Here is a 23,675-nt window from a genome sequence, read left to right as displayed (position 1 = left end):
GGTCGCTACGGGGTGACCGCGAAGTGGCGCAGGATCGCCGCCGCCAGGTCCAGGTCGCCCTCCGTCTTCACCCGGTCCGGCACCGCTTCCGCCGTCACCCGGCCGCAGGCCAGGCGGACGTAGGTCTCCCAGTCGAGGGTGAGGGAGGCGGCCGGGCCGAGGGCCGGGGCCGTTTCCAGGGTGCCCCGGCCCTGGATGTCGACGCGGATCGTGCGCAGGAACTCCACCGGACCGTGGACGTCGATGACAATGGCCGAGCTGCGCGGCGCCTGCGCGAGCTCGGCGACCACGCGCGGCAGCTCGTCGAGCAGCACGTCACGGGCGACGTGCGCGCCCGGGGAGTCGAGGTTGCCGGGGCGGCCGAGGGCCGTGCGCAGGTCCTGCTCGTGCGCCCACACGGCGAAGGCGTGCCGGCGCATGGACTCCTCCAGCGTCAGCTCCGTGCCGAGCGGGCCGCGCACCGCGGTGCCGGGCTCGCGGTTCTCGTTCCGCAGCTGGCGGTTGCGGCGGATGATCATGAGTTCCAGCTCGGAGGTCATCTCCGGCGCCGTGTGGTGGCGGCGCACGTCGACCTGCATCTCCATGTACCGCTGGTGGTCGTTGGTGACGTGGAACAGGTCGCGCGGCAGCGTGTGGATGGGGCGGGGGTCGCCGTACATCTCGGAGTCCAGGCCGATGACGTGCGAGACGATGTCACGGACCGACCAGCCCGGGCACGGTGTCCGCCGGTTCCAGTCGGCCTCCGGGAGCGGCTGCACCAGCTCGGATATCGCCTCGATGGAGTGGGTCCAGGCGTCGGCGTAGGGCTGGAGGGTGGGATGCAGACTCACGGAAACGGGACCCCTCGGCGGTCGGTACACGGGCAGGTTGTGGCGGCGGTGCCAGTGGGCGGTGGCTGCACTCGGCGGGTGTCTCGGGACTCCCCCAGGTTCTCGGCTGCGCTCGAACAGGGGGGACCCCCAAGTTACGCTGCTGTGAGGCACCCCGGCAGTGCTTTCGTGTGACGATCGTAGGCCCGTGTGCGCGGGTCGAATGCCAGGACGGTGGTAGTGTGCGCGCTTCCTTGCTCCAAGTCGCCGTGAACGAGGGCGAATCGGTCGAATCGCGTCGGCGCCGGGTCGCCGGGATGGTACGGGAACAGGCCGGGGCCGACCTGGTCGTGCTTCCGGAGCTGTGGACCACGGGCGCGTTCGCGTACGAGGAGTTCTCCGGCGAGGCGGAACCGCTCGAAGGGCCGACCTTCGAGGCGATGGCGAAGGCCGCGAGTGACGCGGGCGTGTGGCTGCACGCGGGGTCCGTCCCGGAGCGTGACCCGGACGGCCCTCTCTACAACACCTCGCTCGTCTTCTCCCCCTCCGGTGACCTGGCCGCCGCCTACCGCAAGATCCACCGCTTCGGCTTCGACAAGGGCGAGGCCGTGCTGATGGGGGCGGGTGACGCACTGGTGACGGTCCGCCTGCCGCACACCGTCGTCGGTGTGGCGACCTGCTACGACCTCCGTTTCCCCGAACTCTTCCGCGGCCTCGTCGACGCCGGCGCCGAGACCTTCGTCGTCCCGGCGGGCTGGCCGGAGCGCCGCCGGTCCCACTGGACGCTCCTGGCCAGGGCACGGGCGGTGGAGAACCAGGCGTTCGTCCTCGCGTGTGGAACGGCCGGGACGCACGCCGGAGTTCCGCAGGCGGGTCACTCGATCGTGGTCGATCCCTGGGGCGAGGTCCTGGCGGAGGCGGGCCCCGGCGAGGAGGTCCTCACCGTCGACTTCGACCCGGCCACGGTGGCGGGCACCCGCGAACGCTTCCCGGCCCTCAAGGACCGCGTCCTGGGCCTGGACCGCCCCCGGCACTGACCAGGGCCTACTCCTCCCGTTCCTTCTCCGCCAGGTGGATCACGCACACCGCCACCGCGATCAGCAGCGCCGGGTCCGCGTCCTCGCGCACGACGTCGACGGCGTAGGTGTCCCGTACGGTCAGCAGACGCCGGGAGATCACGGCGAGCAGTTCGCCGTCGTACTCGACGGCGAACTCCCGGTCGAGGATCCGGCCGCTGACGTCCAGCTCGGTGCCGCCGTCCGCCAGCGCCACCCGGTAGTGGTTGCGCAGCAGTGACAGCCGCTTGCGCCGGACCGTGGCCAGCGGCTCCCCGCCGCGCTCGATCACCATCGTGTCCCGCAGGGCGAACATCTTCTGCCGGATGTCGACGAGGACGCGCCCCCCGGTGTCCTTCAGCTCGAAGGTGTCCCGCAGCCGCATCGCCTTGCCGTCGACGAGGAAGACCTTGTTCCCGCGGTCGTCCTCGATCCAGTAGTCGTCCCCGATCCCGAGGATCCGGTCCCGCACAAGGAATCTCATGACACGAGGGCTTCCCCGCCGGGCGTTCCGAAACGCCGCCGGTAGGCCGACGGGCTGAGTCCCGTCTCGCGCCGCAGCCGCGCCCGCAGGTTCGCCGCCGTCCCCAGGCCGCTGCGCGCGGCCACGACGTCCAGCCGTACCTCGCCCCGCTCGATGAGCCGGCACGCCAGCGCGACCCGCTCCCCGGTCAGCCACGCGAGCGGTGTCGCACCGAGCTGCGCGCGGAACCGCCGGTGCAGGGTCGCCGGGCTGACCGCGGCGCGGGACGCGAGGTCCGCCACCGTCAGCGGTTCGTCCAGGCGCTCCTGCGCCCAGGCCAGCAGCGGACCCAGCGACTCGTCCGGCACCGGAGGGACCGGACGCTCCACGAACTGCCGCTGCCCGCCGTCCCGGTGGGCGGCGAACACCAGACGCCGGGAGACCGCGTTGGCGACATCGGCCCCGTGGTCCCGGCGCCACAGGTGCAGTCCCAGATCCAGCGCGGCGGAGCTGCCCGCGGCGGTGAGGACGTTCCCGTCGTCCACGAACAGCACGTCCGGCTCCAGCAGCACCTTCGGATGCAGTTCGCGGAAGGCGTCCACCCACATCCAGTGCGTCGTGGCGCGGCACCCGTCGAGCAGACCCGCCTCGGCGAGCGCGAAGGCGCCGGTGCAGAAGCTGACGAGACGGGCGCCCCGCGCGTGGGTGCGCGAGATCGCGTCGAGGACCGCCTCTGCGCGCGGTACGACGTTGTCCGGCCGTCCGGGCACGACGAGGGTGTCCGCCTCGTCCACGGCGTCCAGCCCCGCCACGCCGGTCATCGTGAAGAACCCGTGGTTCATGGGCACCTCGGGCGTGGGCGTGCACAGCGTCACCCGGTACGGCGCGCACGGCATCCCCAGTTCGGGCCGGGGCAGCCCGAACAGCTCGGTGGCCACGCCGACCTCGAACGGGTTGGTGCCCTCGTCGACGATCACGGCGACGCGGTGGGTGCGCGAGGGCTGAGAGGATCCTTGCGGCATACGCGATTTCTAGCACTGGCCCGGTGCCGGCGCATCACCGACGCTGACGGCATGGCACAGGAACCCCTCTCCCTCGACCGGGCCCTCGCCTCCTTCACGGAGCGGTGGAGCCCCCGTATCGTCACCACCGTCAACGACTACGACGTGCGCATCGCCAGGGTGGAGGGCGAGCACGTCTGGCACGCGCACGACCACACCGACGAGTTCTTCCTCGTCCTCGACGGCGAACTGCGCATCGCCCTGCGCGAGGCGGGCGGCGAGCGGACGGTCGTCCTGCCGAAGGGCTCCGTCTTCACGGTCCCCCGCGGCACCGAGCACAAGCCCTACGCCCCCGTCCCCACCGCGATCCTCCTCCTCGAGCCCACCGGCACCCTCACCACCGGCGACCGTCACGACGAGGTTCCGGCCCACGTGGACACGACGACGGGACACGCGCTCGGCTGACGGCCGGAGGCACCACGACGGCACAGCGAGGAAGAGAAGGGCGCGGGAGTCCTCTCCCGCGCCCTTCGGTGTGGCAGATGTCCGGTCAGACCCCGTACCCGTCGCTGTAGCCGTCACGGGTGCGCGGGCGGGTGGTGTCGTCGACGACCGGGGTGGCGGGGGGTACGACGACCCGCCGACGCCGGGCGATGCTGCTGAACGTCGCGACGCCGATCAGACCGACGATCATGAAGATGACGCCGACCAGGTCAAGGTTGACACCCTGCATGTCCCAGTCGGTCGCGAACGTGAGGATTGCTCCCGCGGCGATGAGGATGATGCATCCGCCGAGGCCCATGAGTGTCGCCTCCCTGTCCGGTGTTTCCGGTCCGAACCGGGTACCCGGGCGGGCGCCACCCATGCGCCGTACGGCAGTTGACTAGCCGTCGAGGAACGCGACGAGGGCGTTCGCCAGCAGGAACGGGTCCTTCGCGCCGCACAGTTCGCGTGCGCTGTGCATCGACAGGATGGCCACGCCGATGTCCACGGTCCGGATGCCGTGCCGGGCCGCGGTGATCGGGCCGATGGTGGTGCCGCACGGCACCGCGTTGTTGGAGACGAAGGACTGGAAGGGGACGCCCGCCTTCTCGCAGGCCGCCGCGAAGACCGCCCGGCCGGAACCGTCCGTGGCGTAGCGGTTGTTGACGTTGACCTTGAGGATGGGGCCGCCGTCGACGCGCGGGTGGTGCGTCGGGTCGTGCCGCTCCGCGTAGTTGGGGTGGACGGCGTGACCGGTGTCGGAGGAGAGGCAGACGGTGCCGGCGAAGGCGCGGGCCCGGTCCTCGTACGACCCTCCGCGCGCGAACACCGAACGCTCCAGGACGCCGCCGAGCAGCGGTCCGTCCGCGCCGGTGTCGGACTGGGAGCCGTTCTCCTCGTGGTCGAAGGCGGCGAGGACGGGGATGCAGGAGAGGCCGGAGCCCTTGCCCGCCACGGCGACGAGCGCGGCCGTGCCGGCGTGCACGGAGAGCAGGTTGTCCATGCGCGGGCCCGCCACCAGCTCGCGGTCGCGGCCCAGGTAGGCGGGTGCTTCGACGGAGTGGACCATCAGGTCCCAGCCGGTGACCTCGCCGGACGGGAGCCCGGCGGTCTCCTCCAGGAAGGCGATGAGGTCGCCGTCGCGGACGTCGTCGCCCATGCCCCAGACCGGCTGCATGTGCCGCTGCTTGTCGAGCTTGAGGCCGTCGGAGTTGACCGAGCGGTCCAGGTGGATGGCGAGCTGGGGGACCCGCAGCAGGGGACGGTCGACGTTGACCAGGCGGGTGGAGCCGTCCCGCAGCGACAGCCGGCCGGCCAGGCCCAGGTCGCGGTCGAGCCAGGAGTTGAGCAGCGGCCCGCCGTAGATCTCCACGGCCACCTGGCGCCAGCCGTGCGCCCCGCTGTCGGGCCGGGGCTTGACGCGCAGGTTGGGGGAGTCGGTGTGGGCGCCGACGATCCGGAAGGGGGTGTGCGCGCCTGCGCCCTCGGGGACGTACCAGGCGATGATCGCGCCGCCGCGCAGCACGTACTTGCCGCCCGACGACCCGTCCCAGGCGTCCGTCTCCGCGACCTGCCGGAAGCCCGCCTTCTCCAGCCGCTCGGCGGCGTTCGCCACGGCGTGGTACGGCGTGGGACTCGCCGCCAGGAAGGACATCAGGTCGTCGGTGTGGCCGCGGTCGAAGCGGGGGGGTTCGCTCATGGGGTTCACCTTAACGAGGGCGAGGGCCCGCTCCCGTGTATGGGAGCGGGCCCTCGCGGGGGTCCGGCTGGATCTCGTGGGGTCTGTCCGGGGAGGTCCGGGAGGGGCCCGGGAGGTCCCGAAAGGGGCTAGAACGCCGCCTCGTCCAGTTCCATCAGGTCCAGCTCGACGCCCTCGGCGACCTTGCGGGCCAGGGCGACGCCGGGCAGGACGTTGGCCGCGAAGAACTTCGCCGCCGCGATCTTGCCGGTGTAGAAGGCCTTGTCCTTGGCGGAGGCCGTCGGGAGCTTCTCGGCGGCGACCGCGGCGCCCTTGAGGAGCAGGTGGCCGACGATCACGTCACCGGAGGCCATCAGCAGGCGGGTGGTGTTCAGGCCCACCTTGTAGATGTTCTTGACGTCCTGCTCGGTGGCCGCGAGGTCGGTGAGCATCAGGCCGACGATGGCCTCCAGCTCGACGGCCGCCTCGGCCAGGTGCTCGCGGGCCGTGCCGAGCTCCTCGCCGCCCTCGCCGAGCGCCAGGAACTTCTTGATGTCCTCGGCCAGCGAGTTCAGCGCCGCGCCCTGGTTGCGGACGATCTTCCGGAAGAAGAAGTCCTGGCCCTGGATCGCGGTGGTGCCCTCGTACAGGGTGTCGATCTTGGAGTCCCGGATGTACTGCTCGATCGGGTACTCCTGGAGGAAGCCGGAGCCGCCGAAGGTCTGCAGCGACTGGGCGAGCTGCTCGTAGCCCTTCTCGGAGCCGTAGCCCTTGACGATCGGCAGGAGGAGGTCGTTGAGGGCGTGCTCGGACTTCGCGTCCTCGCCCGCCGCCTCCTTCACCGCGATCGCGTCCTGCACCGACGCCGTGTACAGCACCAGCGCGCGCATGCCCTCCGCGTACGCCTTCTGCGTCATCAGCGAACGGCGCACGTCGGGGTGGTGGGTGATGGTGACCTTGGGCGCGCTCTTGTCCATGAAGTTCGCCAGGTCGGGGCCCTGGACGCGCTCCTTGGCGTACTCCAGCGCGTTGAGGTAGCCCGTCGACAGCGTGGAGATCGCCTTCGTGCCGACCATCATGCGGGCGAACTCGATGATGCGGAACATCTGGCGGATGCCGTCGTGCTTGTCGCCGATCAGCCAGCCCTTGGCGGGGTGCCGGTCGCCGAAGGTCATCTCGCAGGTGTTGGACGCCTTCAGGCCCATCTTGTGCTCGACGTTGGTGGCGTAGACGCCGTTGCGCTCGCCCAGCTCGCCGGTCTCGACGTCGAAGAGGTACTTCGGGACGAGGAAGAGGGACAGGCCCTTGGTGCCGGGTCCGGCGCCCTCGGGGCGCGCGAGCACGTAGTGGAGGATGTTCTCCGACATGTCGTGCTCACCGGACGTGATGAACCGCTTCACGCCCTCGATGTGCCAGGAGCCGTCCTCCTGCTGCACGGCCTTGGTGCGGCCGGCGCCCACGTCCGAGCCGGCGTCCGGCTCGGTGAGGACCATGGTGGAGCCCCACTGCTTCTCGACGGCGATCCGCGCGATCCTCTTCTGCGTCTCGTTGCCCTCGTCGTGCAGGATCCCGGCGAAGGCCGGACCGGAGGAGTACATCCACACGGCCGGGTTGGCGCCCAGGATCAGCTCCGCGTACGCCCAGATCAGCGACGGGGGAGCCGTGGTGCCGCCGATTCCCTCGGGCAGGCCCAGGCGCCAGTACTCGGAGTCCATGAAGGCCTGGTAGCTCTTCTTGAAGGACGCCGGGACCGGCGCGGTGTTGGTCCCGGGGTCGAACACCGGCGGATTGCGGTCGGCGTCCGTGAAGGACTCGGCCAGCTCGTTCTCCGCGAGCCGGGTCAGCTCGTCGAGGACGCTCTTCGCGGTGTCGACGTCCATCTCCTCGAACGGGCCCGTGCCGTACAGCTTGTCGCGCCCGAGTACTTCGAAGAGGTTGAACTCGATGTCGCGGAGATTCGACTTGTAGTGCCCCATGGCGACGGCTCCGTTGGAGAGGTATCGGCGAGGCACTGACTCCTCGCAACTGATTCACGTACCGGCAAGTAGCTCCGATGATGCTACCCGTCGGTAATAAGAAGCAACCCCGATCCGGACATCTGTGACCCAGCCCTCCCGCCGGGTCAGTAGTCTGTGCGGCATGTACGGCTACGACCAGAGCGCGGGGACGCAGCAGGGTTACGTCCCGCCGCAGCAGCAGATGCCGGGCGGGTACGGGCAGCAGGCGCCGCTGTATCCGGAGCCGTCCGCGCCCTCGCTCGCCGACGCGGTGCGCGCGTTCACCACCGGGCAGCTGGCGGCCGAGGACTTCCAGCAGGTCTTCGCCACGTCCAAGGTCTACTGCCCGCGCGGCGACAACCCCGGATTCCTCGCCCTGCACAACACCCAGCAGCCGGTGATCCCGATGTTCACCTCGCTCAAGGAGCTGCGGCGGTACGCGGGCAAGGAGTCCAAGTACTTCGTGATCACCGGCGCCGAGGTGATCGACCTGCTGCCCACGGGGTACGGCTTCGTGCTCGACATGGAGGGCGAGCACCGGATGGTGTTCGACGCGAAGGCCGTGGAGCAGATGGTCGAGTTCGCGATGCGTCGTATGTACGGCTGACCCCTGCCACTCCTGAACGCCGGGCCCGGAGGGAATGTCCTCCGGGCTTTCTTCGTTCGGAGTGGAAAGAAGTTCAACGCTCAACTAAAGTGGGCGTACCCGAGGAGGTACCGACATGCCTGCAGTGACCGTCGAGAACCCGTTGACGCTGCCCCGCGTGACCGCGCCCGCCGACGCCGTGGCACGCCCCGTGCTCACCGTCACGACCGCGCCGAGCGGTTTCGAGGGCGAGGGCTTCCCGGTGCGCCGGGCGTTCGCCGGGATCAACTACCGCCATCTCGACCCGTTCATCATGATGGACCAGATGGGTGAGGTGGAGTACGCCCCCGGAGAGCCGAAGGGAACGCCCTGGCACCCCCACCGCGGCTTCGAGACCGTCACCTACATCATCGACGGGATCTTCGACCACCAGGACTCCAATGGCGGTGGTGGCACGATCACCAACGGCGACACCCAGTGGATGACGGCCGGCAGCGGGCTGCTCCACATCGAGGCGCCGCCGGAGCAGCTCGTCATGTCCGGCGGCCTCTTCCACGGGCTCCAGCTGTGGGTGAACCTCCCCGCCAAGGACAAGATGATGGCCCCGCGCTACCAGGACATCCGCGGCGGCAGCGTCCAGCTGCTCACCTCCCCCGACGGCGGCGCGCTGCTGCGCGTCATCGCCGGTGAGCTGGACGGTCACGAGGGTCCCGGCATCACGCACACCCCGATCACGATGGTCCACGCGACGCTGGCGCCGGGCGCGGAGATCACCCTGCCCTGGCGGGAGGAGTTCAACGGCCTGGCGTACGTCATGGCCGGGCGCGGGTCGGTCGGCGCCGAGCGGCGTCCGGTCCACCTGGGCCAGACCGCGGTCTTCGGCGCGGGCTCCTCGCTGACCGTCCGCGCGGACGAGAAGCAGGATGCGCACACCCCGGACCTGGAGGTCGTGCTGCTGGGCGGCAAGCCGATCCGTGAGCCGATGGCGCACTACGGCCCGTTCGTGATGAACACCCGCGACGAGCTCCAGCAGGCCTTCGAGGACTTCCAGAAGGGCCGGCTCGGAACGGTTCCGGCCGTGCACGGCATGTCCGAGGGCGGACCCGCGGTCGGCAACGACGGCGTCTGAAGACTGCCCGGCTCCGGCAGTGATCCCGGCCGCGTACGGACGTGATGATGTCCGTACGCGGCCGGATCGCTGAGGAGAGGGCGGGGTACCGATGGGTGAGCGCCGGGTTGTACGGAAGATGCTGCGGCGGATGGAGAGCGGGGAGCCCGTCCGGGTCTCGCGCGCCCTGGCGACCACGACGAGGCTCGCCCGGCTCGGCGCCGTGGCCCAGCGGTTCGGATACGAGTACGCGGATGTGCGACAGGGCGGCGGTCCCCGGGGCGACGGGTACCTGATAGTGATCGTGCCCGACCCCTCCCCCGAGGCCCGTGCGCGGGCCGAGCGGAACCGGGCACGGTATCCGAGGGCCGCCGACGGCGGCGAGCTGCCGCGCATCGCGCCCGAGGCGGTCGAGCTCCTCAAGGCCCGCATCACGTTCGACATCGCCACGATGTACACCGACAAGCAGCTGATCCTGCTCACCGGCATCGCCGCCGTGCCGCTGGCCCTGCCTCTCGGCCTGCTGATCGGCTCGGGCGCCTCGGCCGCCGTCCTCACCGGCGTCTTCTGGGCCGCGATGATGGCTTTCCTCCCCCTCGGGCTCGCCGCCAACCGGCGCTACAAGGCCAGGTACACCGCCATCCTCCGGGCCGCCGGCTTCACGCCGGTGACCGACCGGCAGGGCCGGGTGCGGTACCTGCCGGCGGGCGGCCGGCTTCCCGGGCACGGGAACCCCCTCGCCGGCTGAACCACCGGCCCGTTCCCCGTTCAGCGGGGGTCGGCCTCCTCCGTCTCGTACAGCTCGAACCAGATGCTCTTGCCCGTGCCGCGCGGGGCGACGCCCCAGGCGTGGGCGAGGAGTTCGATCAGGACCAGGCCGCGTCCGGAGGACGCCAGCTCGCCCGGTCTGCGCAGGTGCGGCAGGTCGTCGCCGGAGTCGGTGACCTCGATGCGCATCCGGCGGCCGTCCCGCCCGTCGGTGACCTCGGCGAGCAGCAGGGCGTCGGTGTCGGTGTGCACGAGGACGTTGGTGAGCGTCTCCGACAGCAGCAGCACCGCCGAGTCCACCTGGTCCGGCGAGGACCAGTCGTGCAGCAGCTCGCGCAGTTGCTGCCGGGCCACCGAGATCCGCTCGGGCTCGGCCTGCGCCACCGTCAGCGCCGTGCGGCGCATCGGCGGTGCCGGCGCGTCCGTCTCCGCGCCGCAGCCGCAGCCCTCGCCCTGCCGGGACAGCAGCATCATGGCGATGTCGTCCTCGCGGCGGTCGGCGAGCGGGCCGGTGGTGTGGTGCGAGGAGGGGCCGTGCACCGCCTGCACCAGGGCGTCGGCCAGTTCCTCCTGGGTGCCCTTGTGGTCCTCGAGGATGCCGCGCAGCCGCCGCCAGCCGGTCTCCAGGTCGTGGCCGCCGGTCTCGATCAGCCCGTCCGTGCAGATCAGCATCGTCTCGCCGGACTCCAGGACGAACCGGATGGTCGGGTAGTCGGCGTCCGGGTCGACGCCCAGCGGCGGCCCGCCCGCCGTCGGCCGGGCCAGCACCGTCCCGTCGGCCATGCGGATCACCGGTTCCGGGTGCCCGGCGCGGGCGGCCTCCAGCACCCCGCTCACCGGGTCGACCTCGATGTACAGACAGGTCGCGAAGCGGAGCTCGGCGGGGTCCGCCTCGCCGATCCCGTGCAGGAAGCGGGAGGCGCGGGACAGGACGGCGTCGGGGGGGTGCCCCTCCGAGGCGTACGCCCGCAGGGCTATCCGCAGCTGGCCCATCAGCCCCGCCGCCCGCACGTCGTGGCCCTGGACGTCCCCGATGACCAGCGCGAACCGTCCGCAGGGCAGCGGGATCACGTCGTACCAGTCGCCGCCGACCTGCAGGCCGCCGCCGGTGGGGACGTAGCGGGCGGCGAGGCTCATGCCCGGAATGCCGGAGCCGAGCTTCGGCAGCATCGTGCGCTGCAGTCCCTCGCTCAGCGCCCGCTCGCTCTCGGCGGTGCCCGCGCGGGACAGCGCCTGGGCCAGCATCCGGGCCACCGTGGTCAGCACGGACCGCTCGTCGGGGGTGAAGGCGACCGGGTAGGAGAAGGCCGCCAGCCAGGCGCCCATCGTGCGGCCGGACGCGGTCAGCGGCAGGAAGGCCCAGGACTGCCGTCCGAAGCGCTGGGCGAGCGGCCAGGTGAGCGGGTAGCGGGCCTGGTACTGCTCCGGGGAGGAGAGGTAGACCGCGCGGCCCGTGCGCACCACCTCGGTGGCCGGGTAGTCGGTGTCCAGCGGCATGTAGGTGAACGGGGGGTCGGAACCGGACTCGTGTCCGTGGTGGCCGATGATCGTGAGGTGGTCGCCCTCCACGCCGAACACGGCCAGGCCGTCCGGCGAGAAGCCCGGCATCGACAGGTTGGCCGCGACCCGCAGCACCTCCTGCGTCGACCGGGCCTCCGCCAGCGCCCGGCCGGCGTCCAGCAGGAACGCCTCGCGGGAGCGCCGCCAGTCGCCGGTGACCGCGCTGCGCGCGGCGGGTGTTCCCGGCCGGGGCTCGGCGACCTCCTGGAGGGTGCCGGTGAGGACGTACGCCTTGCGGGTGCGGTCGAAGGAGGGCTTGGAGCGGCTGCGCACCACCCGGGTGACCCGGTTCCGGTCGTCCATGATCCGGATCCGCACCTCGGCGAGGGTGCCCTCGGTGACGGCGAGCTGGACCACTCCGGTGATCTCGTTCCAGTCGACGGGGTGCAGCCGGGCGCGGACCTGGGCCTCCGTGAGGGTGACCTGTTCGGCGGGCAGCCCGAGCAGCCGTGCCGCCACGGCGTCGACCGTGACCAGTCCGGACGCGGTGTCCCAGTGCCACAGGCCGGTGTCGAGGGCGGCGAGGACGTCCCCCAGGGCGGGCAGGGGCTCACCAGTGCGCATTGCACCACTTTAGGAAGAGGGTGCCGAAAACTGCCACTGCGCCCGACCGGTAAGGACGGAGAAGCGATCTCGGGCCGGCCGGTAGGCTTGGGGGAGTTTCACGTGAAACAACGACCCCGATCCGCGAAGGCTGGATGAACGACGATGCATCGGTACAGGTCCCACACCTGCGGCGAGCTCCGCGCCTCTGACGTCGGCACCGACGTCCGGCTGAGTGGCTGGCTGCACAATCGGCGCGACCTGGGCGGCATCCTCTTCATCGATCTGCGCGATCACTACGGCATCACGCAGCTCGTGGCCCGTCCGGGCACCGAGGCGTACGAGGCGCTGGACAAGCTCTCCAAGGAGACCGTGGTCCGCGTCGACGGCAAGGTCGTCTCGCGCGGTACGGAGAACGTCAACGCCGAGCTGCCGACCGGTGAGGTCGAGGTCGAGGTCTCCGCGGTCGAGGTGCTGGGCGCCGCCGCCCCGCTCCCCTTCACCATCAACGCCGAGGACGGTGTCAACGAGGAGCGGCGCCTGGAGTACCGCTTCCTGGACCTGCGTCGCGAGCGCATGCACCGCAACATCCTGCTGCGTACGTCGGTCATCTCGGCGATCCGCCAGAAGATGACGGCGCTGGGCTTCAACGAGATGGCGACGCCGATCCTGAGCGCCACCTCCCCGGAGGGCGCCCGTGACTTCGTCGTCCCCTCGCGCCTGAACCCGGGCAGGTTCTACGCGCTGCCGCAGGCGCCGCAGCAGTTCAAGCAGCTGCTGATGATCTCCGGCTTCGACCGCTACTTCCAGATCGCGCCCTGCTTCCGTGACGAGGACGCCCGCGCGGACCGTTCGCCGGGCGAGTTCTACCAGCTCGACGTCGAGATGAGCTTCGTCGAGCAGGAGGACGTCTTCCGGCCGATCGAGAAGCTCATGACCGAGCTGTTCGAGGAGTTCGGCAACGGCCGTCACGTGACGTCCCCGTTCCCGCGCATCCCGTTCCGCGAGGCGATGCTGAAGTACGGCTCCGACAAGCCGGACCTGCGTGCCCAGCTGGAGCTCGTCGACATCACCGACATCTTCGAGGGCTCGGAGTTCAAGGCCTTCGCCGGCAAGCACGTGCGCGCGCTGCCGGTGCCGGACGTGTCCGGGCAGCCCCGCAAGTTCTTCGACCAGCTCGGCGACTACGCGGTCTCCCAGGGCGCGAAGGGCCTGGCGTGGGTGCGCGTCGGCGAGGACGGCTCGCTGAGCGGCCCGATCGCGAAGTTCCTCACCGAGGAGAACGTCGCCGAGCTGACCAAGCGGCTCTCCCTGGCCTCCGGCCACGCGGTGTTCTTCGGCGCGGGCGAGTTCGACGAGGTCTCCAAGATCATGGGCGCGGTGCGGGTCGAGGCCGCCAAGCGCGCCGGTCACTTCGAGGAGAACGTCTTCCGCTTCTGCTGGATCGTCGACTTCCCGATGTACGAGAAGGACGAGGAGACCGGCGCGATCGACTTCTCGCACAACCCCTTCTCGATGCCGCAGGGCGGCCTGGAGGCCCTGGAGACCCAGGACCCGCTGGACATCCTCGGCTGGCAGTACGACATCGTCTGCAACGGCGTCGAGCTGTCCTCCGGCGCGATCCGGAACCACGAGCCGGAGATCATGCTCAAGGCGTTCGAGATCGCGGGCTACGACCGCGAGACGGTCGAGGAGAAGTTCGCCGGCATGCTCCGCGCGTTCCGCTTCGGCGCCCCGCCGCACGGCGGCATCGCGCCCGGCGTCGACCGGATCGTCATGCTCCTCGCCGACGAGCCCAACATCCGCGAGACCATCGCCTTCCCGCTCAACGGCAACGCCCAGGACCTGATGATGGGCGCGCCGACGGAGCTGGAGGAGACCCGCCTGAAGGAGCTCCACCTGACGGTGCGCAAGCCGCAGCCGAAGTAGCCCCGGCAGTGGTGAAGGGGCCTGGAACCGGTGTCGACACCGGTTCCAGGCCCCTTCACCGTGGTGCTGCTCAGGAAGCCGACTGCTCCTCGGCGAAGAGGTCCTCGGTCGCGGTGGCCGTCAGGGAGCGGTCGAACCAGGTGGTGAGCGCCTCGAGGTCGGTGCAGGTGGTGATGCGTTCGCGGGCGTCGTCGGAGACCGTGAGCCCGCGTACCGACAGGACGCGCAGGATGTCCTCTGCCTTGCCTTCGGCCTTGCCCTCAGCCTTGCCCTCGGCTACGCCCTTCAGGTACTTCTCCTCGAAGAGAGTCCTGTGTCCCGGGAAGTGGGTGACGACGTTCTGCATCAGCTTCCTCCAGTTTTCCCTGCTCGGCGTGGACTCCAGACCGACTTCCACCACTTCGAACCAGTACTTCGTGACGTCGGGCTCAAAGGAGACGAGCCCGCGGGCGACCGTCTCCAGTATGGCCTCCGCCCTCCGGCTCTGGCTGTGAACGATGGCCGAGAGTGCCGCCAGGGCCGGTTGCCGGGCCACCACCGCCTCGTCGGCCATCACCGGCACGGTCTGCGGGCCGAGCACGAACGGGCGGGTGACCTGGGTCGTCCAGGGACCGGCGGTGCATGCGAAGGGGCCCATCGCCCAGGACGCGGTGGACCGGTCGCGGCAGACCACGACCAGCAGTACGGGCAGGTCGTACTTGGCGTGCAGGTACGCGACGTAGTACGACCAGCTCTTCGCCTTGTCCGGGTCCTTCTTCGTCTGGGCCTCCACGGCCAGGACGAAGTGCTCACCCATGTCGGGCTCGAACATGAGGACCGTGTCCGCGCGGCGCTCGACCGGACGGATCTCGGTGACGTCGGTGGAGAGCTCGTGGAAGTCCGTCTTCACGGGCGGCGGCAGGCCCAGTGCCTCGAAGACGGGGGCGAGGGCCTCCGGGTGCTCCTGGAAGAGCCGGTGGGAGGCCTCGTGTGTTGCTGTGACCATGAGCGCAAGCCTGGTGCGCTCATGGTCTATGCGCCGGGCATATGTGACGCATTCACCCGATCGGGTCAGCGGGCCACGAACTGGGTGAGAATCGCCTGGACCTCGTAGATGTCGACGCCCTTGGTGAAGGTCTTCTCGACGGGGGTCGGGGAACCGGATATCCAGATCTTCAGCTCGGCGTCGAGGTCGAAGGTACCGGCCGTCTCCACCGCGAAGTGGGTGATGCTGCGGTAGGGAATGGAGTGGTACTCCACCTTCTTGCCGGTGATGCCCTGCTTGTCGACCATGATCAGGCGGCGGTCGGTGAACAGCATGGTGTCGCGGATCAGCAGGAACGCGGCGTGCACCTGCTCGCCGTGGCCCAGCAGACGGGCGTAGTCCTGCTGCGCCTGGGCCGGGTCGACGGTGTGCGCGTTGCCGAAGAGTGCCATGGACGAAATCCCCCCACGTGAGCGGTGACGGCCGGACCCCGGCCGCCTTCACGTGATCTTCGCAAACGGAAGGGCTCGGGAGAAGGTTTTCCCCCGCCCTGGGCCCCTGCTGTGGCGAGCGCGTTACGCGGTCGGCTTCTCTTCGAGACGTGGGAGGAGGACCGCGCCCTTGGTGACCGTCGAACCGGCGGGCAGGACGCCCCGGGCGCCGGCCTCCTGGCCCTTCCGGCCGCCGGGCGCGCCCGGCGTGGAACCGCGTCGTCATGCTCCTGCCGACGAGCCCGGTACCGGCGGGACCAACGCCTTCCCGCTCGACGGCGACGCCCAGGGCCCGACGGCGGGCGAGAGGCGGGGAGAGAAAAATCCCCGCACGCGGCAACCCTTCACCGCGCGGCGGCCACTGACAGGGCGTAACCCCGCTCCTCCCGCGTAAGGAAGCCCCGTGGCTGCTCGTTCCCACCGCAGGTCCCTCCGCTCCCGTCGTGCCGCCGTCGTCTGCGCGGCCGTCGCGGCCGCGGGCGTCGGTGCCGGTGTCTTCGTGATGAACGCCAACGCCGGGACCGTCGACCTGTACCACCAGACGCTCGCCGCGAAGGACGGCTGGGCGTCCTCCGGTACGGGAACCACCGGCGGCGCGAAGGCCGACGCCGCCCACACCTTCACCGTCTCCACCCGCGCGCAGCTCGTGAAGGCACTGGGCTCGGTGTCCGACACCACGCCCCGCATCATCAAGGTCAACGGCATGATCGACGCCAACACCGACGACAGCGGAAAGAAGCTGACCTGCGCCGACTACGCCTCCGGCACCGGCTACTCGCTGTCGGCCTACCTCAAGGCCTACGACCCGGCCACCTACGGCCGCTCCAAGCTGCCCTCCGGCACCCAGGAGACGGCGCGCGCCGCCGCCCAGGCCGAGCAGGGCAAGAACATCGTCCTCAAGGTCCCCGCCAACACGACGATCGTGGGCGTGCCCGGCACGAACGCCGGCCTCACCGGGGCCATGCTCCAGATCCAGAACGTGGACAACGTCATCGTCCGCAACCTGACCTTCGCCGCCACCGAGGACTGCTTCCCGCAGTGGGACCCGACCGACGGCGACGACGGCAACTGGAACTCCGACTACGACTCGGTGTCCCTGCGCGGCGCGACCCACGTGTGGGCGGACCACAACACGTTCACCGACGCGCCGCACTTCGACAGCGCCAACCCGGAGTACTTCGGCCGCGAGTACCAGATCCACGACGGGGCACTCGACATCACCAAGGGCTCCGACCTGGTGACCGTCTCGCGCAACCAGTTCACCCACCACGACAAGACGATGCTGATCGGCGGCAGCGACACCGACAGCGTCGGCAAGCTGCGCGTCTCCCTCCACCACAACGTGTGGAAGGGCATCATGCAGCGCGCCCCGCTGGCCCGCATCGGCCAGATCCACATCTACAACAACTACTACGACGTCACGCCCCTCAACGGGTACGCGCCGCAGTACAGCATCAACTCCCGTGCCAAGGCCCAGGTCGTCGCGGAGAACAACTACTGGAAGCTGCCGTCCGGCGTGAAGGCCGCCAAGCTCCTCAGTGGTGACGGCACCGGCTCGGTCAAGGGCTCCGGCAACCTCGTCAACGGCACGGTGACCGACCTCGTCGCCGCCTACAACGCCGCCTCGTCCAAGGACCTGAAGACCACGGTCAACTGGACCCCGTCCCTCACGGCGGGCCTGGAGGCCTCGGCGGGCAACCTGCCGACGTCGCTGGCGACGACGACGGGGGCGGGCGTGCTCAAGTAGCACCCGAGACGCGCGAGGGCCGGGAGACCACGAGCCCCCGGCCCTCGCGCACCCACACCGCGCGGCCCGCCGCGCCGCGGACCGTGCGGGGCCGGGGACGCGTTTCCGGGCCCCTCACGGCGTCCGCCGGGCAGTCCGAGGACGCGCATCCCCGGCAGGCGGCGCGGGGAGCTCCCTCCGGCAGCCGTGACTACTCGTCCTCGAAGATCTCCACCGCCGTCGGGGCCGTGACGGCACGGCGGTGCCACCGGCGCAGGATCTCGGGGTCGCCGCAACCGGTGATGCGTTCCCGGGCCGCTTCGGGGATGTCGATGCCGCGCACTTCCAGGATGTCCAGGATGTCCTCGGCGGCGCGGCGCGCCTCGCCTTCGGCCCGGCCCTCGTCGCGGATCTCCTCGGAGAGGGGTGACTTGTAAAAGGAGAGGTCCACGGCCACCGGTTTCCTCCACAGTTGTGCGGCCGGGTGCTTGCCCAGGCCTTGTGCGATGAGTTCGATGATCGGGCCGGCGATGTTCTGCGGGGTGTCCCGCAGAACGGTCGTCATGGATCTCAGTACCCCAGGTAGGTGATCTGGACGACGTAGACACGTTCGCTGCGTACGACGACCTGGTATCTGAACATGCCGCCGGGGACGATGACGTCGCCCCCCTTCGGGTCGATGTCCTCGTGGGCCCGGCCGTGAATGTGGACGGCTTCGGCGGCTCTGACCAGCTCGTCCGCCTTCCTCTTCACACCGGCGAGGAAGGCTGCGGGTGCGGTGCGGGCGGTTTCCTCCGCACCGAAGGCGTACTCCCACTTCCAGCTCAAGCGCGCACTGCTTTCATGGCTTCGTCCAGGACGGCGCTCAGCTCCCGCAAAGCCTCCCCGGCGATGGCGGGATTTTCGTGCTCCAGCCTGCTCTGTGCCTGCGCGAAGCGGGAGGACAGAGCAGGGCGCCGGGCGATCTCGATGTCTCGGGCCCAGGTGAGGACCCAGCTCCGCACAGGGCTCAAGGACTGCCACTCCACGGCTTTGGAGAAGGCGTCGTCCTTTGTGGCCTGCATCTCGTCCAAGCGCCCCGGATCGACCAAGGCGAGAGCCGTGCGCAGGGCGTCAGGAGTCTGCTCGGGACGTGGGATCAGCTCGTGTCCGTGATCGGCCTGAGTGCTCATGGTGTCCTCCACAGGGTGCCCCGGCCAGGGTATCCGGACGGGGCCGCGGAGAAGCCGGACCGGGAACCGGGCAGGCCGCGAGCGGCCTGTCACGGTCGGCCCTGTTCAGCGAGGGACGGCTTGTCGGTTCCGGTGTCGGGGGCACCGGAACCGACACCGGCTGAGGCGCAGCCCGGGCAGTGGTGGGGGTCGGGACCGCGGTAGGCGTGGTCGCAGGTGTCGCAGTTGCGCAGGGGGTGCCGGACGGGTGAGGGCTGTTCGGGTGCGCGGTACGGCGGGAGGGGCGGCAGTTTGGCCGTCAGGCGGTGGGCCAGGAAGGCGGCGGGCCGGATCAGGGGCTCCATCGGCAGGTCGTCGGCCAGGGCCTTGCGTACGGCGGTGGGGGTGAGGTCGCGCTCCAGCCAGGCGACGACGCCGGGGGCGAGGTGTTCGGCGTCGGCGGCGGAGAGCAGCAGGCGGGGGTCCTCGCGACGGAGGCCGGCGAGGACGTCGGTGGCCGCCCGGAGGAGGTCGGGGGAGGTGTACGCGGGCTTCGGCACGGCGGGGAGGGCGCGGCGGCGGGCGGGTTCCTGATGCGGGGCGGTGGCCGCGCGGCGGGTCGGGGGGCGGGCCGGAGGGCGAGGCGGAAGTCGCGTCCGGCGAGCCGGCCGTGGGTGGCCGCGTTCGCGGCGAGTTCGGCGACGAGGTGCTCGGCGGCCTCGGTGGTGCGGTGGGGCAGGTCCCGGCCGCGCATCCAGTCCGTGGCGAGCAGTCGGGCGAGGCGGGCGCCGCGGGGTGTGGGTGACAGGAGCACGCTGAAGTGGTCGGCGGGTGACAGAAGTTGGGTGGACTTTTCGCTGTTCACGGGACCGAGCGTGGCCGGACGTGCTTACCGTGAACAGTGACAGTACCGATACGTAGGGTGACTGTCGGAGCTTGTCGGCCGCTGTCCGAGTCGTCGGAAAAACCGGCCTACGAGTACGGGCGTTGCACAGCACGGCGGTACGACAGAGGGGTGCGGCATGTCGGTGGACGGCGAGGCGGTACGGCTCCGGACCGAGGCCGAGGAGGACGAGCCGGGGTGGGAGGTGGACCCGGAGGACGAGTGGGGGTGGCCGTTCTCACCACCGTGGGGCGTCAGTTGAGGCTGCGGCGGGAGGCGATGGGCATGCGGGTCGTCGACTTCGCGGCGGCGGTCAGGTACGGGGACGACCTGGTCTGCAAAGTCGAGGGTGGGAAGCGGATTCCCCAGCAGGAGTATCTGTGCAGGGCCGACGAGGTGTTGGGCGCGGGCGGGCTCATCGCGGCGGCGTGGGAGGACGTGAGGAAGGTCCGGTACCCGAAGAGTGTTCGGGCGCTGGGGAAGTTGGAGGCGCAGGCGGTTGAGGCTGCGTTGTACAGCAACCACAACATCCACGGTTTGTTGCAGACCGAGGAGCATATGCGGGCGCTCTTCGAAGCGTGGCTTCCTGCCTACTCGGATGAGGAAACGGAGTGCATGGTGGCCGCGCGGATGGCCCGTCGTTCGATCTTCGAGCGGTCACCGGCACCGACGCTGAGTTTTGTCCAGGAAGAGGTGACGCTGCGGCGCCCGGTCGGGGGCGGAATGGTTTGGCGGCGGCAGCTCGAACGCCTTTTGGAGCTCGGGCAGTTGAGGAACGTCTCGATTCAGGTGATGCCGACCGACTGCGAGGATCACTTCGGCACGGGCGGACTGATCGAGGTGCTCAAGTTCCCGGACGGCACGGCGGTGGGGCGCACCGAGGGGGCGTCCAGCGGTCGCCCGGTGTCCGAGCCGAAGCAGCTCAGGATCCTTGAACTGCGCTATGGCATGATCCGGGCGCAGGCTCTCACGCCCCGAGAGTCGCGGGCCCTCATCGAGCAGATGCTTGGAGAGACATGACCAGCACCTCCACCGGCCACGACGCTTCTGCGCTGGTCTGGTTCAAGAGCAGCTACAGCAGCAGCGGCGACGGCAACGACTGCATCGAGATCGCCACGGACCCTGATGTGGTGCGCGTCCGCGATTCCAAGAACATAGGTGGCCCCCAGCTTGCGCTTACGCGCCGGGCATGGGCCGACTTTGCGACACACGCGTCGGGAAGCTGAACCTTCAATTGTGCCGAGGCCCGGAAACAAGTCGTTTCCGGGCCTCTGGGCGTACGTCAGTGTGTGCTACGCGGTCGGCTTCTCCTCGAGACGCGGGAAGAGGACCGCGCCCTTGGTGACCGTGGAGCCGGCGGGGAGCAGGCCCCAGGTGCCGGACTCCTGGACCTTCTGGTCCGCCAGGGCGCCGAGGCCGGCCTCCGCGCCGAGGGAGTCCCAGAGCTTCTGGGAGGTCTCCGGCATGATCGGGTTGAGCAGGACAGCCACCGCGCGCAGGGACTCCGCGGCCGTGTAGAGGATCGTCGCCAGGCGGGCCTTGCCCTCCGGCGAGTCGTCCTTCGCGACCTTCCACGGCTCCTGCTCCGTGATGTAGCCGTTGACCTGCTTCACGAAGTCGAAGACCGCCAGGATGCCGCCCTGGAAGTCCAGCTCCTCGCCGATGCGGCGGTCCGCCTCCGTGACGGCCTTCGCCAGACCGTCGTGGATCGCCTGCTCCGCCTCGCCGTCGGCCGTCGACGCCGGCAGCTCGCCGCCGAAGTACTTGCCGACCATCGCCGCGACGCGGGAGGCGAGGTTGCCGTAGTCGTTCGCCAGCTCGCTGGTGTAGCGGGCGGAGAAGTCCTCCCACGAGAAGCTGCCGTCCTGGCCGAAGGCGATCGCCCGCAGGAAGTACCAGCGGTACGCGTCCACGCCGAAGTGCGAGGTCAGGTCCTGCGGCTTGATGCCGGTCAGGTTGGACTTCGACATCTTCTCGCCGCCGACCATCAGCCAGCCGTTCGCGGCGACCTTCCCGGGCAGCGGGAGGCCCTGCGCCATCAGCATGGCCGGCCAGATGATCGCGTGGAAGCGGAGGATGTCCTTGCCGACCAGGTGCACGTCGGCGGGGAAGGTGGCCTCGAACTTCTCCGGGTTCTCGTTGTAACCGACCGCTGTGGCGTAGTTCAGCAGAGCGTCGACCCACACGTAGATGACGTGCTTCTCGTCCCAGGGGATCGGGATGCCCCAGTCGAACGTCGAGCGGGAGATGGAGAGGTCCTGCAGGCCCTGGCGGACGAAGTTCACGACCTCGTTGCGCGCGGACTCGGGCTGGATGAAGCCCGGGTTGGCCTCGTAGTGGTCGAGGAGCTTCTCGCCGTACTCGCTGAGCTTGAAGAAGTAGTTCTCCTCGCTGAGGATCTCCACCGGCTTCTTGTGGATCGGGCACAGCTTCTGGCCCGCGTACTCGCCCTCGCCGTCGAGCAGCTCGCCGGGGAGCTTGTACTCCTCGCAGCCCACGCAGTACGGGCCCTCGTAGCCGCCCTTGTAGATCTCGCCCTTGTCGTACAGGTCCTGCACGAACTCCTGGACGCGGTCGGTGTGCCGCTTCTGCGTGGTGCGGATGAAGTCGTCGTTCGCGACGTCGAGGTGCTCCCACAGGGGCTTCCAGGCCTCGGTGACGAGCTTGTCGGCCCAGGCCTGCGGGGTGACCCCGTTCGCCTCGGCCGTGCGCATGATCTTCTGACCGTGCTCGTCCGTGCCGGTGAGGTACCACACCTTCTCGCCGCGCTGGCGGTGCCAGCGGGTGAGCACGTCGCCTGCGACGGTCGTGTAGGCGTGGCCCAGGTGAGGAGCGTCGTTGACGTAGTAGATGGGGGTCGAGACGTAGTACGCCTTCGCCCCCTGCTTCTCGGATCCAGTGGCCGCCATGGTCGAAATCCTACTGGCCCCGGAGAGGTCGGCTCACCTGCGTTCCGGGGGGCGGACGGGAATCCCGTCCGCCCCCCGGGGGGAGTGCCGAGGCGGCGGCTACGGGCGCCAGGCCGCCAGGACGCCCTCGTAGAGCTCCCTGTCGGTGAGCTCGCGGGGGGTGGGGCCCGCGTGGAAGAAGGAGGTGTTCTCCGTCTTCAGCTTGCGGAGGTAGTCGAAGGCCTTGTTGTCGTGCTCACCGAAGGCGACGAAGGAGAAGAACACGGTGGGGTGGTTCTTCGCGGCGTCGGTGAGGGCCTGGGTGGCGGGGGTCTTGGCGTCGGGGGCGCCGTCCGTCTGGAAGACCACCAGGGCGGGGGTGCCGGCCGGCTCGTCGGCGTGTCGTGCGAGGACGGCCTCGACGGCCGCGTGGTAGCTGGTACGGCCCATGCGGCCGAGGCCGGCGTGCAGCTCGTCGATCTTGTTCTCGTGATCGGTGAGGGTCAGTTCGCCGGTGCCGTCCAGTTCGGTGGAGAAGAACGTGACGTGGAGGGTGGCCTCGGTGTCGAGGTGGGCGGCGAGGGCGAGGGTCTGCTCGGCGAGGGCCTGGGCGGAGCCGTCCTTGTAGTACGGGCGCATGCTCGCGGAGCGGTCGAGGACGAGGTAGACCTTGGCGCGGGTGCCGGTGAGGGTTTTTTGCGCGAGGGCGGTACCGGCGGCGTTGTAGGCGGTGGTGAGGGTGGTGGGGATTGCAGGTGCTTCGGCCTCGGCGTCGCCTTCGGCCGGGGATCCGTTCCCACCCGCACCACCCGTGCGGCTCTCGTCGTCGGCTGCGGGTGGCCCCTGCGGGGCGTCCTCGCCGTCGGCGGCTGCGGGCTCGGCCTCGACCTCGGCCTCGGCGGCAGCGTCGGACTTCTCTTCGACGTCGGCCACCGGCTCCGGCTTGGCCTCCGCCTCGACCTCGGCCACCGGCTCCGCCTCGGCGGCCTCGGGCTCGGTCTTCGGTTCGACGGCGGCCTCCGGCTCGGCTTCCGTTTCGGCCACCGGCTCCGCTTCGGCCTTGGTGGCAGCCTCGGGCTTCGCTTCGGGCTCGGTCTTCGGTTCGACCGTGGCCTCGGGCTCGGCTTCCGGCTCCGCTTCGCCCTCGGCGGCAGCGTCGGACTTCTCTTCGACGTCGGCCACCGGCTCCGGCTTGGCCTCCGCCTTGACCTCGGCCGCCGGCTCCGCCTCGGCGGACTCGGGCTTCGCTTCGGGTTCGACGGCGGCCTCCGGCTCGGCTTCCGCTTCGGCCACCGGCTCCGCTTCGGCCTTGGTGGCAGCCTCGGGCTTCGCTTCCGGCTCGACCTCGACGGCGGCCTCCGGCTCGGCTTCCGTTTCGGCCACCGGCTCCGCTTCGGCCTTGGTGGCAGCCTCGGGCTTCGCTTCCGGCTCGACCTCGACGGCGGCCTCCGGCTCGGCTTCCGCTTCGGCCACCGGCTCGGGCTTGGTCTCCGCCTCGACCTCGGCCGCCGGCTCCGCCTCGGCGGACTCGGGCTTCGCTTCGGGTTCGACGGCGGCCTCCGGCTCGGCTTCCGCTTCGGCCACCGGCTCCG

23 protein-coding genes and 2 pseudogenes are annotated in these 23,675 nt (G+C 70.3%); 9 read left to right on the top strand and 16 right to left on the bottom strand.

Annotation, left to right across the window (positions count from 1 at the left end; all coding sequences use genetic code 11):
* Window positions 1-5: 5 nt before the first annotated feature.
* Window positions 6-830, bottom strand: coding sequence for a maleylpyruvate isomerase family mycothiol-dependent enzyme (locus ACFXAE_RS24990; RefSeq protein ID WP_384718629.1), 825 nt, complete (start codon window positions 828-830; stop codon window positions 6-8).
* Window positions 831-1,051: 221 nt separating this feature from the next.
* Between ACFXAE_RS24990 and ACFXAE_RS24985 the strand changes: the two genes are divergently transcribed.
* Window positions 1,052-1,846 (top strand): carbon-nitrogen family hydrolase, encoded by a 795-nt coding sequence (locus tag ACFXAE_RS24985; RefSeq protein ID WP_384718627.1) that lies wholly within the window; start codon window positions 1,052-1,054, stop codon window positions 1,844-1,846.
* Between the two features lie 7 nt (window positions 1,847-1,853).
* Here ACFXAE_RS24985 and ACFXAE_RS24980 read toward each other — a convergent pair whose 3' ends face one another.
* The gene (locus ACFXAE_RS24980) at window positions 1,854-2,348 is read right to left on the bottom strand and encodes an LURP-one-related/scramblase family protein (protein WP_384718625.1); all 495 of its coding nucleotides are present in this window, start codon (window positions 2,346-2,348) and stop codon (window positions 1,854-1,856) included.
* The gene (locus ACFXAE_RS24975; RefSeq protein ID WP_384718623.1) at window positions 2,345-3,349 is read right to left on the bottom strand and encodes a GlxA family transcriptional regulator; all 1,005 of its coding nucleotides are present in this window, start codon (window positions 3,347-3,349) and stop codon (window positions 2,345-2,347) included. Before ACFXAE_RS24975 ends, ACFXAE_RS24980 begins: the two co-directional genes overlap by 4 nt.
* Before the next feature lie 51 nt (window positions 3,350-3,400).
* On the opposite strand from ACFXAE_RS24975, the gene ACFXAE_RS24970 reads away from it, so the two are divergent.
* Window positions 3,401-3,793 (top strand): cupin domain-containing protein, encoded by a 393-nt coding sequence (locus tag ACFXAE_RS24970; protein ID WP_384718621.1) that lies wholly within the window; start codon window positions 3,401-3,403, stop codon window positions 3,791-3,793.
* An 85-nt stretch (window positions 3,794-3,878) separates the two neighbouring features.
* On the opposite strand, the gene ACFXAE_RS24965 is transcribed toward ACFXAE_RS24970, so the two are convergent.
* The 3 genes from ACFXAE_RS24965 to ACFXAE_RS24955 form a co-directional block, all read right to left on the bottom strand.
* The gene (locus ACFXAE_RS24965; RefSeq protein WP_384718619.1) at window positions 3,879-4,130 is read right to left on the bottom strand and encodes a DUF6458 family protein; all 252 of its coding nucleotides are present in this window, start codon (window positions 4,128-4,130) and stop codon (window positions 3,879-3,881) included.
* Between the two features lie 81 nt (window positions 4,131-4,211).
* A complete protein-coding gene (locus ACFXAE_RS24960; protein ID WP_384718617.1) occupies window positions 4,212-5,510 on the bottom strand; it encodes a M18 family aminopeptidase in 1,299 nt (432 codons plus the stop codon).
* Between the two features lie 128 nt (window positions 5,511-5,638).
* Window positions 5,639-7,465: an acyl-CoA dehydrogenase gene (locus ACFXAE_RS24955; protein ID WP_384718693.1), complete on the bottom strand. Its 1,827-nt coding sequence runs from the start codon at window positions 7,463-7,465 to the stop codon at window positions 5,639-5,641.
* 163 nt (window positions 7,466-7,628) lie between these two features.
* On the opposite strand from ACFXAE_RS24955, the gene ACFXAE_RS24950 reads away from it, so the two are divergent.
* The 3 genes from ACFXAE_RS24950 to ACFXAE_RS24940 all read left to right on the top strand — a co-directional run bounded on the left by ACFXAE_RS24950 (window position 7,629) and on the right by ACFXAE_RS24940 (window position 9,928).
* The gene (locus tag ACFXAE_RS24950; protein ID WP_189557349.1) at window positions 7,629-8,093 is read left to right on the top strand and encodes an SseB family protein; all 465 of its coding nucleotides are present in this window, start codon (window positions 7,629-7,631) and stop codon (window positions 8,091-8,093) included.
* Between the two features lie 115 nt (window positions 8,094-8,208).
* Complete coding sequence (locus ACFXAE_RS24945; protein WP_384718615.1) at window positions 8,209-9,201, top strand: pirin family protein; 993 nt, start codon at window positions 8,209-8,211, stop codon at window positions 9,199-9,201.
* A 91-nt stretch (window positions 9,202-9,292) separates the two neighbouring features.
* Window positions 9,293-9,928, top strand: a complete 636-nt coding sequence (locus ACFXAE_RS24940; RefSeq protein WP_384718613.1) for a hypothetical protein — start codon at window positions 9,293-9,295, stop codon at window positions 9,926-9,928.
* A gap of 20 nt (window positions 9,929-9,948) precedes the next feature.
* Here ACFXAE_RS24940 and ACFXAE_RS24935 read toward each other — a convergent pair whose 3' ends face one another.
* The gene (locus tag ACFXAE_RS24935; RefSeq protein WP_384718611.1) at window positions 9,949-12,072 is read right to left on the bottom strand and encodes a SpoIIE family protein phosphatase; all 2,124 of its coding nucleotides are present in this window, start codon (window positions 12,070-12,072) and stop codon (window positions 9,949-9,951) included.
* A 144-nt stretch (window positions 12,073-12,216) separates the two neighbouring features.
* On the opposite strand from ACFXAE_RS24935, the gene aspS reads away from it, so the two are divergent.
* Window positions 12,217-13,980, top strand: coding sequence for an aspartate--tRNA ligase (aspS, locus tag ACFXAE_RS24930; protein WP_384718609.1), 1,764 nt, complete (start codon window positions 12,217-12,219; stop codon window positions 13,978-13,980).
* A gap of 70 nt (window positions 13,981-14,050) precedes the next feature.
* Here aspS and ACFXAE_RS24925 read toward each other — a convergent pair whose 3' ends face one another.
* Together ACFXAE_RS24925 and ACFXAE_RS24920 are read right to left on the bottom strand one after the other, a co-directional pair.
* Window positions 14,051-14,965: a hypothetical protein gene (locus tag ACFXAE_RS24925; RefSeq protein ID WP_384718607.1), complete on the bottom strand. Its 915-nt coding sequence runs from the start codon at window positions 14,963-14,965 to the stop codon at window positions 14,051-14,053.
* 65 nt (window positions 14,966-15,030) lie between these two features.
* Entirely contained in the window at window positions 15,031-15,396 is a 366-nt protein-coding gene (locus tag ACFXAE_RS24920) for a PH domain-containing protein (RefSeq protein ID WP_384718605.1), read from the bottom strand.
* Between the two features lie 442 nt (window positions 15,397-15,838).
* On the opposite strand from ACFXAE_RS24920, the gene ACFXAE_RS24915 reads away from it, so the two are divergent.
* Window positions 15,839-17,182 (top strand): polysaccharide lyase family 1 protein, encoded by a 1,344-nt coding sequence (locus ACFXAE_RS24915; protein WP_384718603.1) that lies wholly within the window; start codon window positions 15,839-15,841, stop codon window positions 17,180-17,182.
* 190 nt (window positions 17,183-17,372) lie between these two features.
* Here the strand turns inward: ACFXAE_RS24915 and ACFXAE_RS24910 are convergent, their stop codons facing one another.
* The 5 genes and pseudogenes from ACFXAE_RS24910 to ACFXAE_RS24890 form a co-directional block, all read right to left on the bottom strand.
* Window positions 17,373-17,726, bottom strand: a complete 354-nt coding sequence (locus tag ACFXAE_RS24910) for a hypothetical protein (RefSeq protein WP_384718601.1) — start codon at window positions 17,724-17,726, stop codon at window positions 17,373-17,375.
* Between the two features lie 5 nt (window positions 17,727-17,731).
* Entirely contained in the window at window positions 17,732-17,989 is a 258-nt protein-coding gene (locus ACFXAE_RS24905) for a hypothetical protein (RefSeq protein WP_384718599.1), read from the bottom strand.
* A complete protein-coding gene (locus ACFXAE_RS24900) occupies window positions 17,986-18,333 on the bottom strand; it encodes a hypothetical protein (RefSeq protein ID WP_384718597.1) in 348 nt (115 codons plus the stop codon). Before ACFXAE_RS24900 ends, ACFXAE_RS24905 begins: the two co-directional genes overlap by 4 nt.
* 89 nt (window positions 18,334-18,422) lie before the next feature.
* The gene (locus tag ACFXAE_RS24895) at window positions 18,423-18,872 is read right to left on the bottom strand and encodes a hypothetical protein (protein WP_384718700.1); all 450 of its coding nucleotides are present in this window, start codon (window positions 18,870-18,872) and stop codon (window positions 18,423-18,425) included.
* 74 nt (window positions 18,873-18,946) lie between these two features.
* Window positions 18,947-19,177, bottom strand: a pseudogene (locus ACFXAE_RS24890) (ATP-binding protein); the annotation flags it as partial.
* 157 nt (window positions 19,178-19,334) lie between these two features.
* On the opposite strand from ACFXAE_RS24890, the pseudogene ACFXAE_RS24885 reads away from it, so the two are divergent.
* A pseudogene (locus ACFXAE_RS24885) lies at window positions 19,335-20,215 on the top strand (helix-turn-helix domain-containing protein).
* Window positions 20,212-20,421 (top strand): DUF397 domain-containing protein, encoded by a 210-nt coding sequence (locus ACFXAE_RS24880; protein ID WP_384718595.1) that lies wholly within the window; start codon window positions 20,212-20,214, stop codon window positions 20,419-20,421. The pseudogene ACFXAE_RS24885 and the gene ACFXAE_RS24880 overlap by 4 nt, the downstream one beginning before the upstream one ends.
* A 66-nt stretch (window positions 20,422-20,487) precedes the next feature.
* Here the strand turns inward: ACFXAE_RS24880 and metG are convergent, their stop codons facing one another.
* Window positions 20,488-22,104 (bottom strand): methionine--tRNA ligase, encoded by a 1,617-nt coding sequence (gene metG, locus ACFXAE_RS24875; protein ID WP_384718593.1) that lies wholly within the window; start codon window positions 22,102-22,104, stop codon window positions 20,488-20,490.
* Between the two features lie 99 nt (window positions 22,105-22,203).
* Window positions 22,204-23,675 (bottom strand): VWA domain-containing protein (locus ACFXAE_RS24870; protein ID WP_384718591.1); only part of this gene is annotated, 1,472 nt, incomplete at its 5' end.

Source organism: Streptomyces sp. NPDC059454 (genome assembly GCF_042749965.1).
Taxonomy (GTDB): Bacteria; Actinomycetota; Actinomycetes; order Streptomycetales; family Streptomycetaceae; genus Streptomyces.
This window is presented reverse-complemented; position numbering and strand designations above follow the sequence as displayed.

Coding starts and splice junctions, on each gene's coding strand:
- ACFXAE_RS24900 (WP_384718597.1), bottom strand. CDS start 18,333: ATGAGCACTCAGGCCGATCACGGACACGAGCTGATCCCACGTCCCGAG.
- ACFXAE_RS24940 (WP_384718613.1), top strand. CDS start 9,293: ATGGGTGAGCGCCGGGTTGTACGGAAGATGCTGCGGCGGATGGAGAGC.
- ACFXAE_RS24935 (WP_384718611.1), bottom strand. CDS start 12,072: ATGCGCACTGGTGAGCCCCTGCCCGCCCTGGGGGACGTCCTCGCCGCC.
- ACFXAE_RS24980 (WP_384718625.1), bottom strand. CDS start 2,348: ATGAGATTCCTTGTGCGGGACCGGATCCTCGGGATCGGGGACGACTAC.
- ACFXAE_RS24910 (WP_384718601.1), bottom strand. CDS start 17,726: ATGACGACCGTTCTGCGGGACACCCCGCAGAACATCGCCGGCCCGATC.
- ACFXAE_RS24925 (WP_384718607.1), bottom strand. CDS start 14,965: ATGGTCACAGCAACACACGAGGCCTCCCACCGGCTCTTCCAGGAGCAC.
- ACFXAE_RS24955 (WP_384718693.1), bottom strand. CDS start 7,465: ATGGGGCACTACAAGTCGAATCTCCGCGACATCGAGTTCAACCTCTTC.
- ACFXAE_RS24945 (WP_384718615.1), top strand. CDS start 8,209: ATGCCTGCAGTGACCGTCGAGAACCCGTTGACGCTGCCCCGCGTGACC.
- ACFXAE_RS24960 (WP_384718617.1), bottom strand. CDS start 5,510: ATGAGCGAACCCCCCCGCTTCGACCGCGGCCACACCGACGACCTGATG.
- ACFXAE_RS24970 (WP_384718621.1), top strand. CDS start 3,401: ATGGCACAGGAACCCCTCTCCCTCGACCGGGCCCTCGCCTCCTTCACG.
- metG (WP_384718593.1), bottom strand. CDS start 22,104: ATGGCGGCCACTGGATCCGAGAAGCAGGGGGCGAAGGCGTACTACGTC.
- ACFXAE_RS24920 (WP_384718605.1), bottom strand. CDS start 15,396: ATGGCACTCTTCGGCAACGCGCACACCGTCGACCCGGCCCAGGCGCAG.
- ACFXAE_RS24950 (WP_189557349.1), top strand. CDS start 7,629: ATGTACGGCTACGACCAGAGCGCGGGGACGCAGCAGGGTTACGTCCCG.
- ACFXAE_RS24975 (WP_384718623.1), bottom strand. CDS start 3,349: ATGCCGCAAGGATCCTCTCAGCCCTCGCGCACCCACCGCGTCGCCGTG.
- ACFXAE_RS24880 (WP_384718595.1), top strand. CDS start 20,212: ATGACCAGCACCTCCACCGGCCACGACGCTTCTGCGCTGGTCTGGTTC.
- aspS (WP_384718609.1), top strand. CDS start 12,217: ATGCATCGGTACAGGTCCCACACCTGCGGCGAGCTCCGCGCCTCTGAC.
- ACFXAE_RS24965 (WP_384718619.1), bottom strand. CDS start 4,130: ATGGGCCTCGGCGGATGCATCATCCTCATCGCCGCGGGAGCAATCCTC.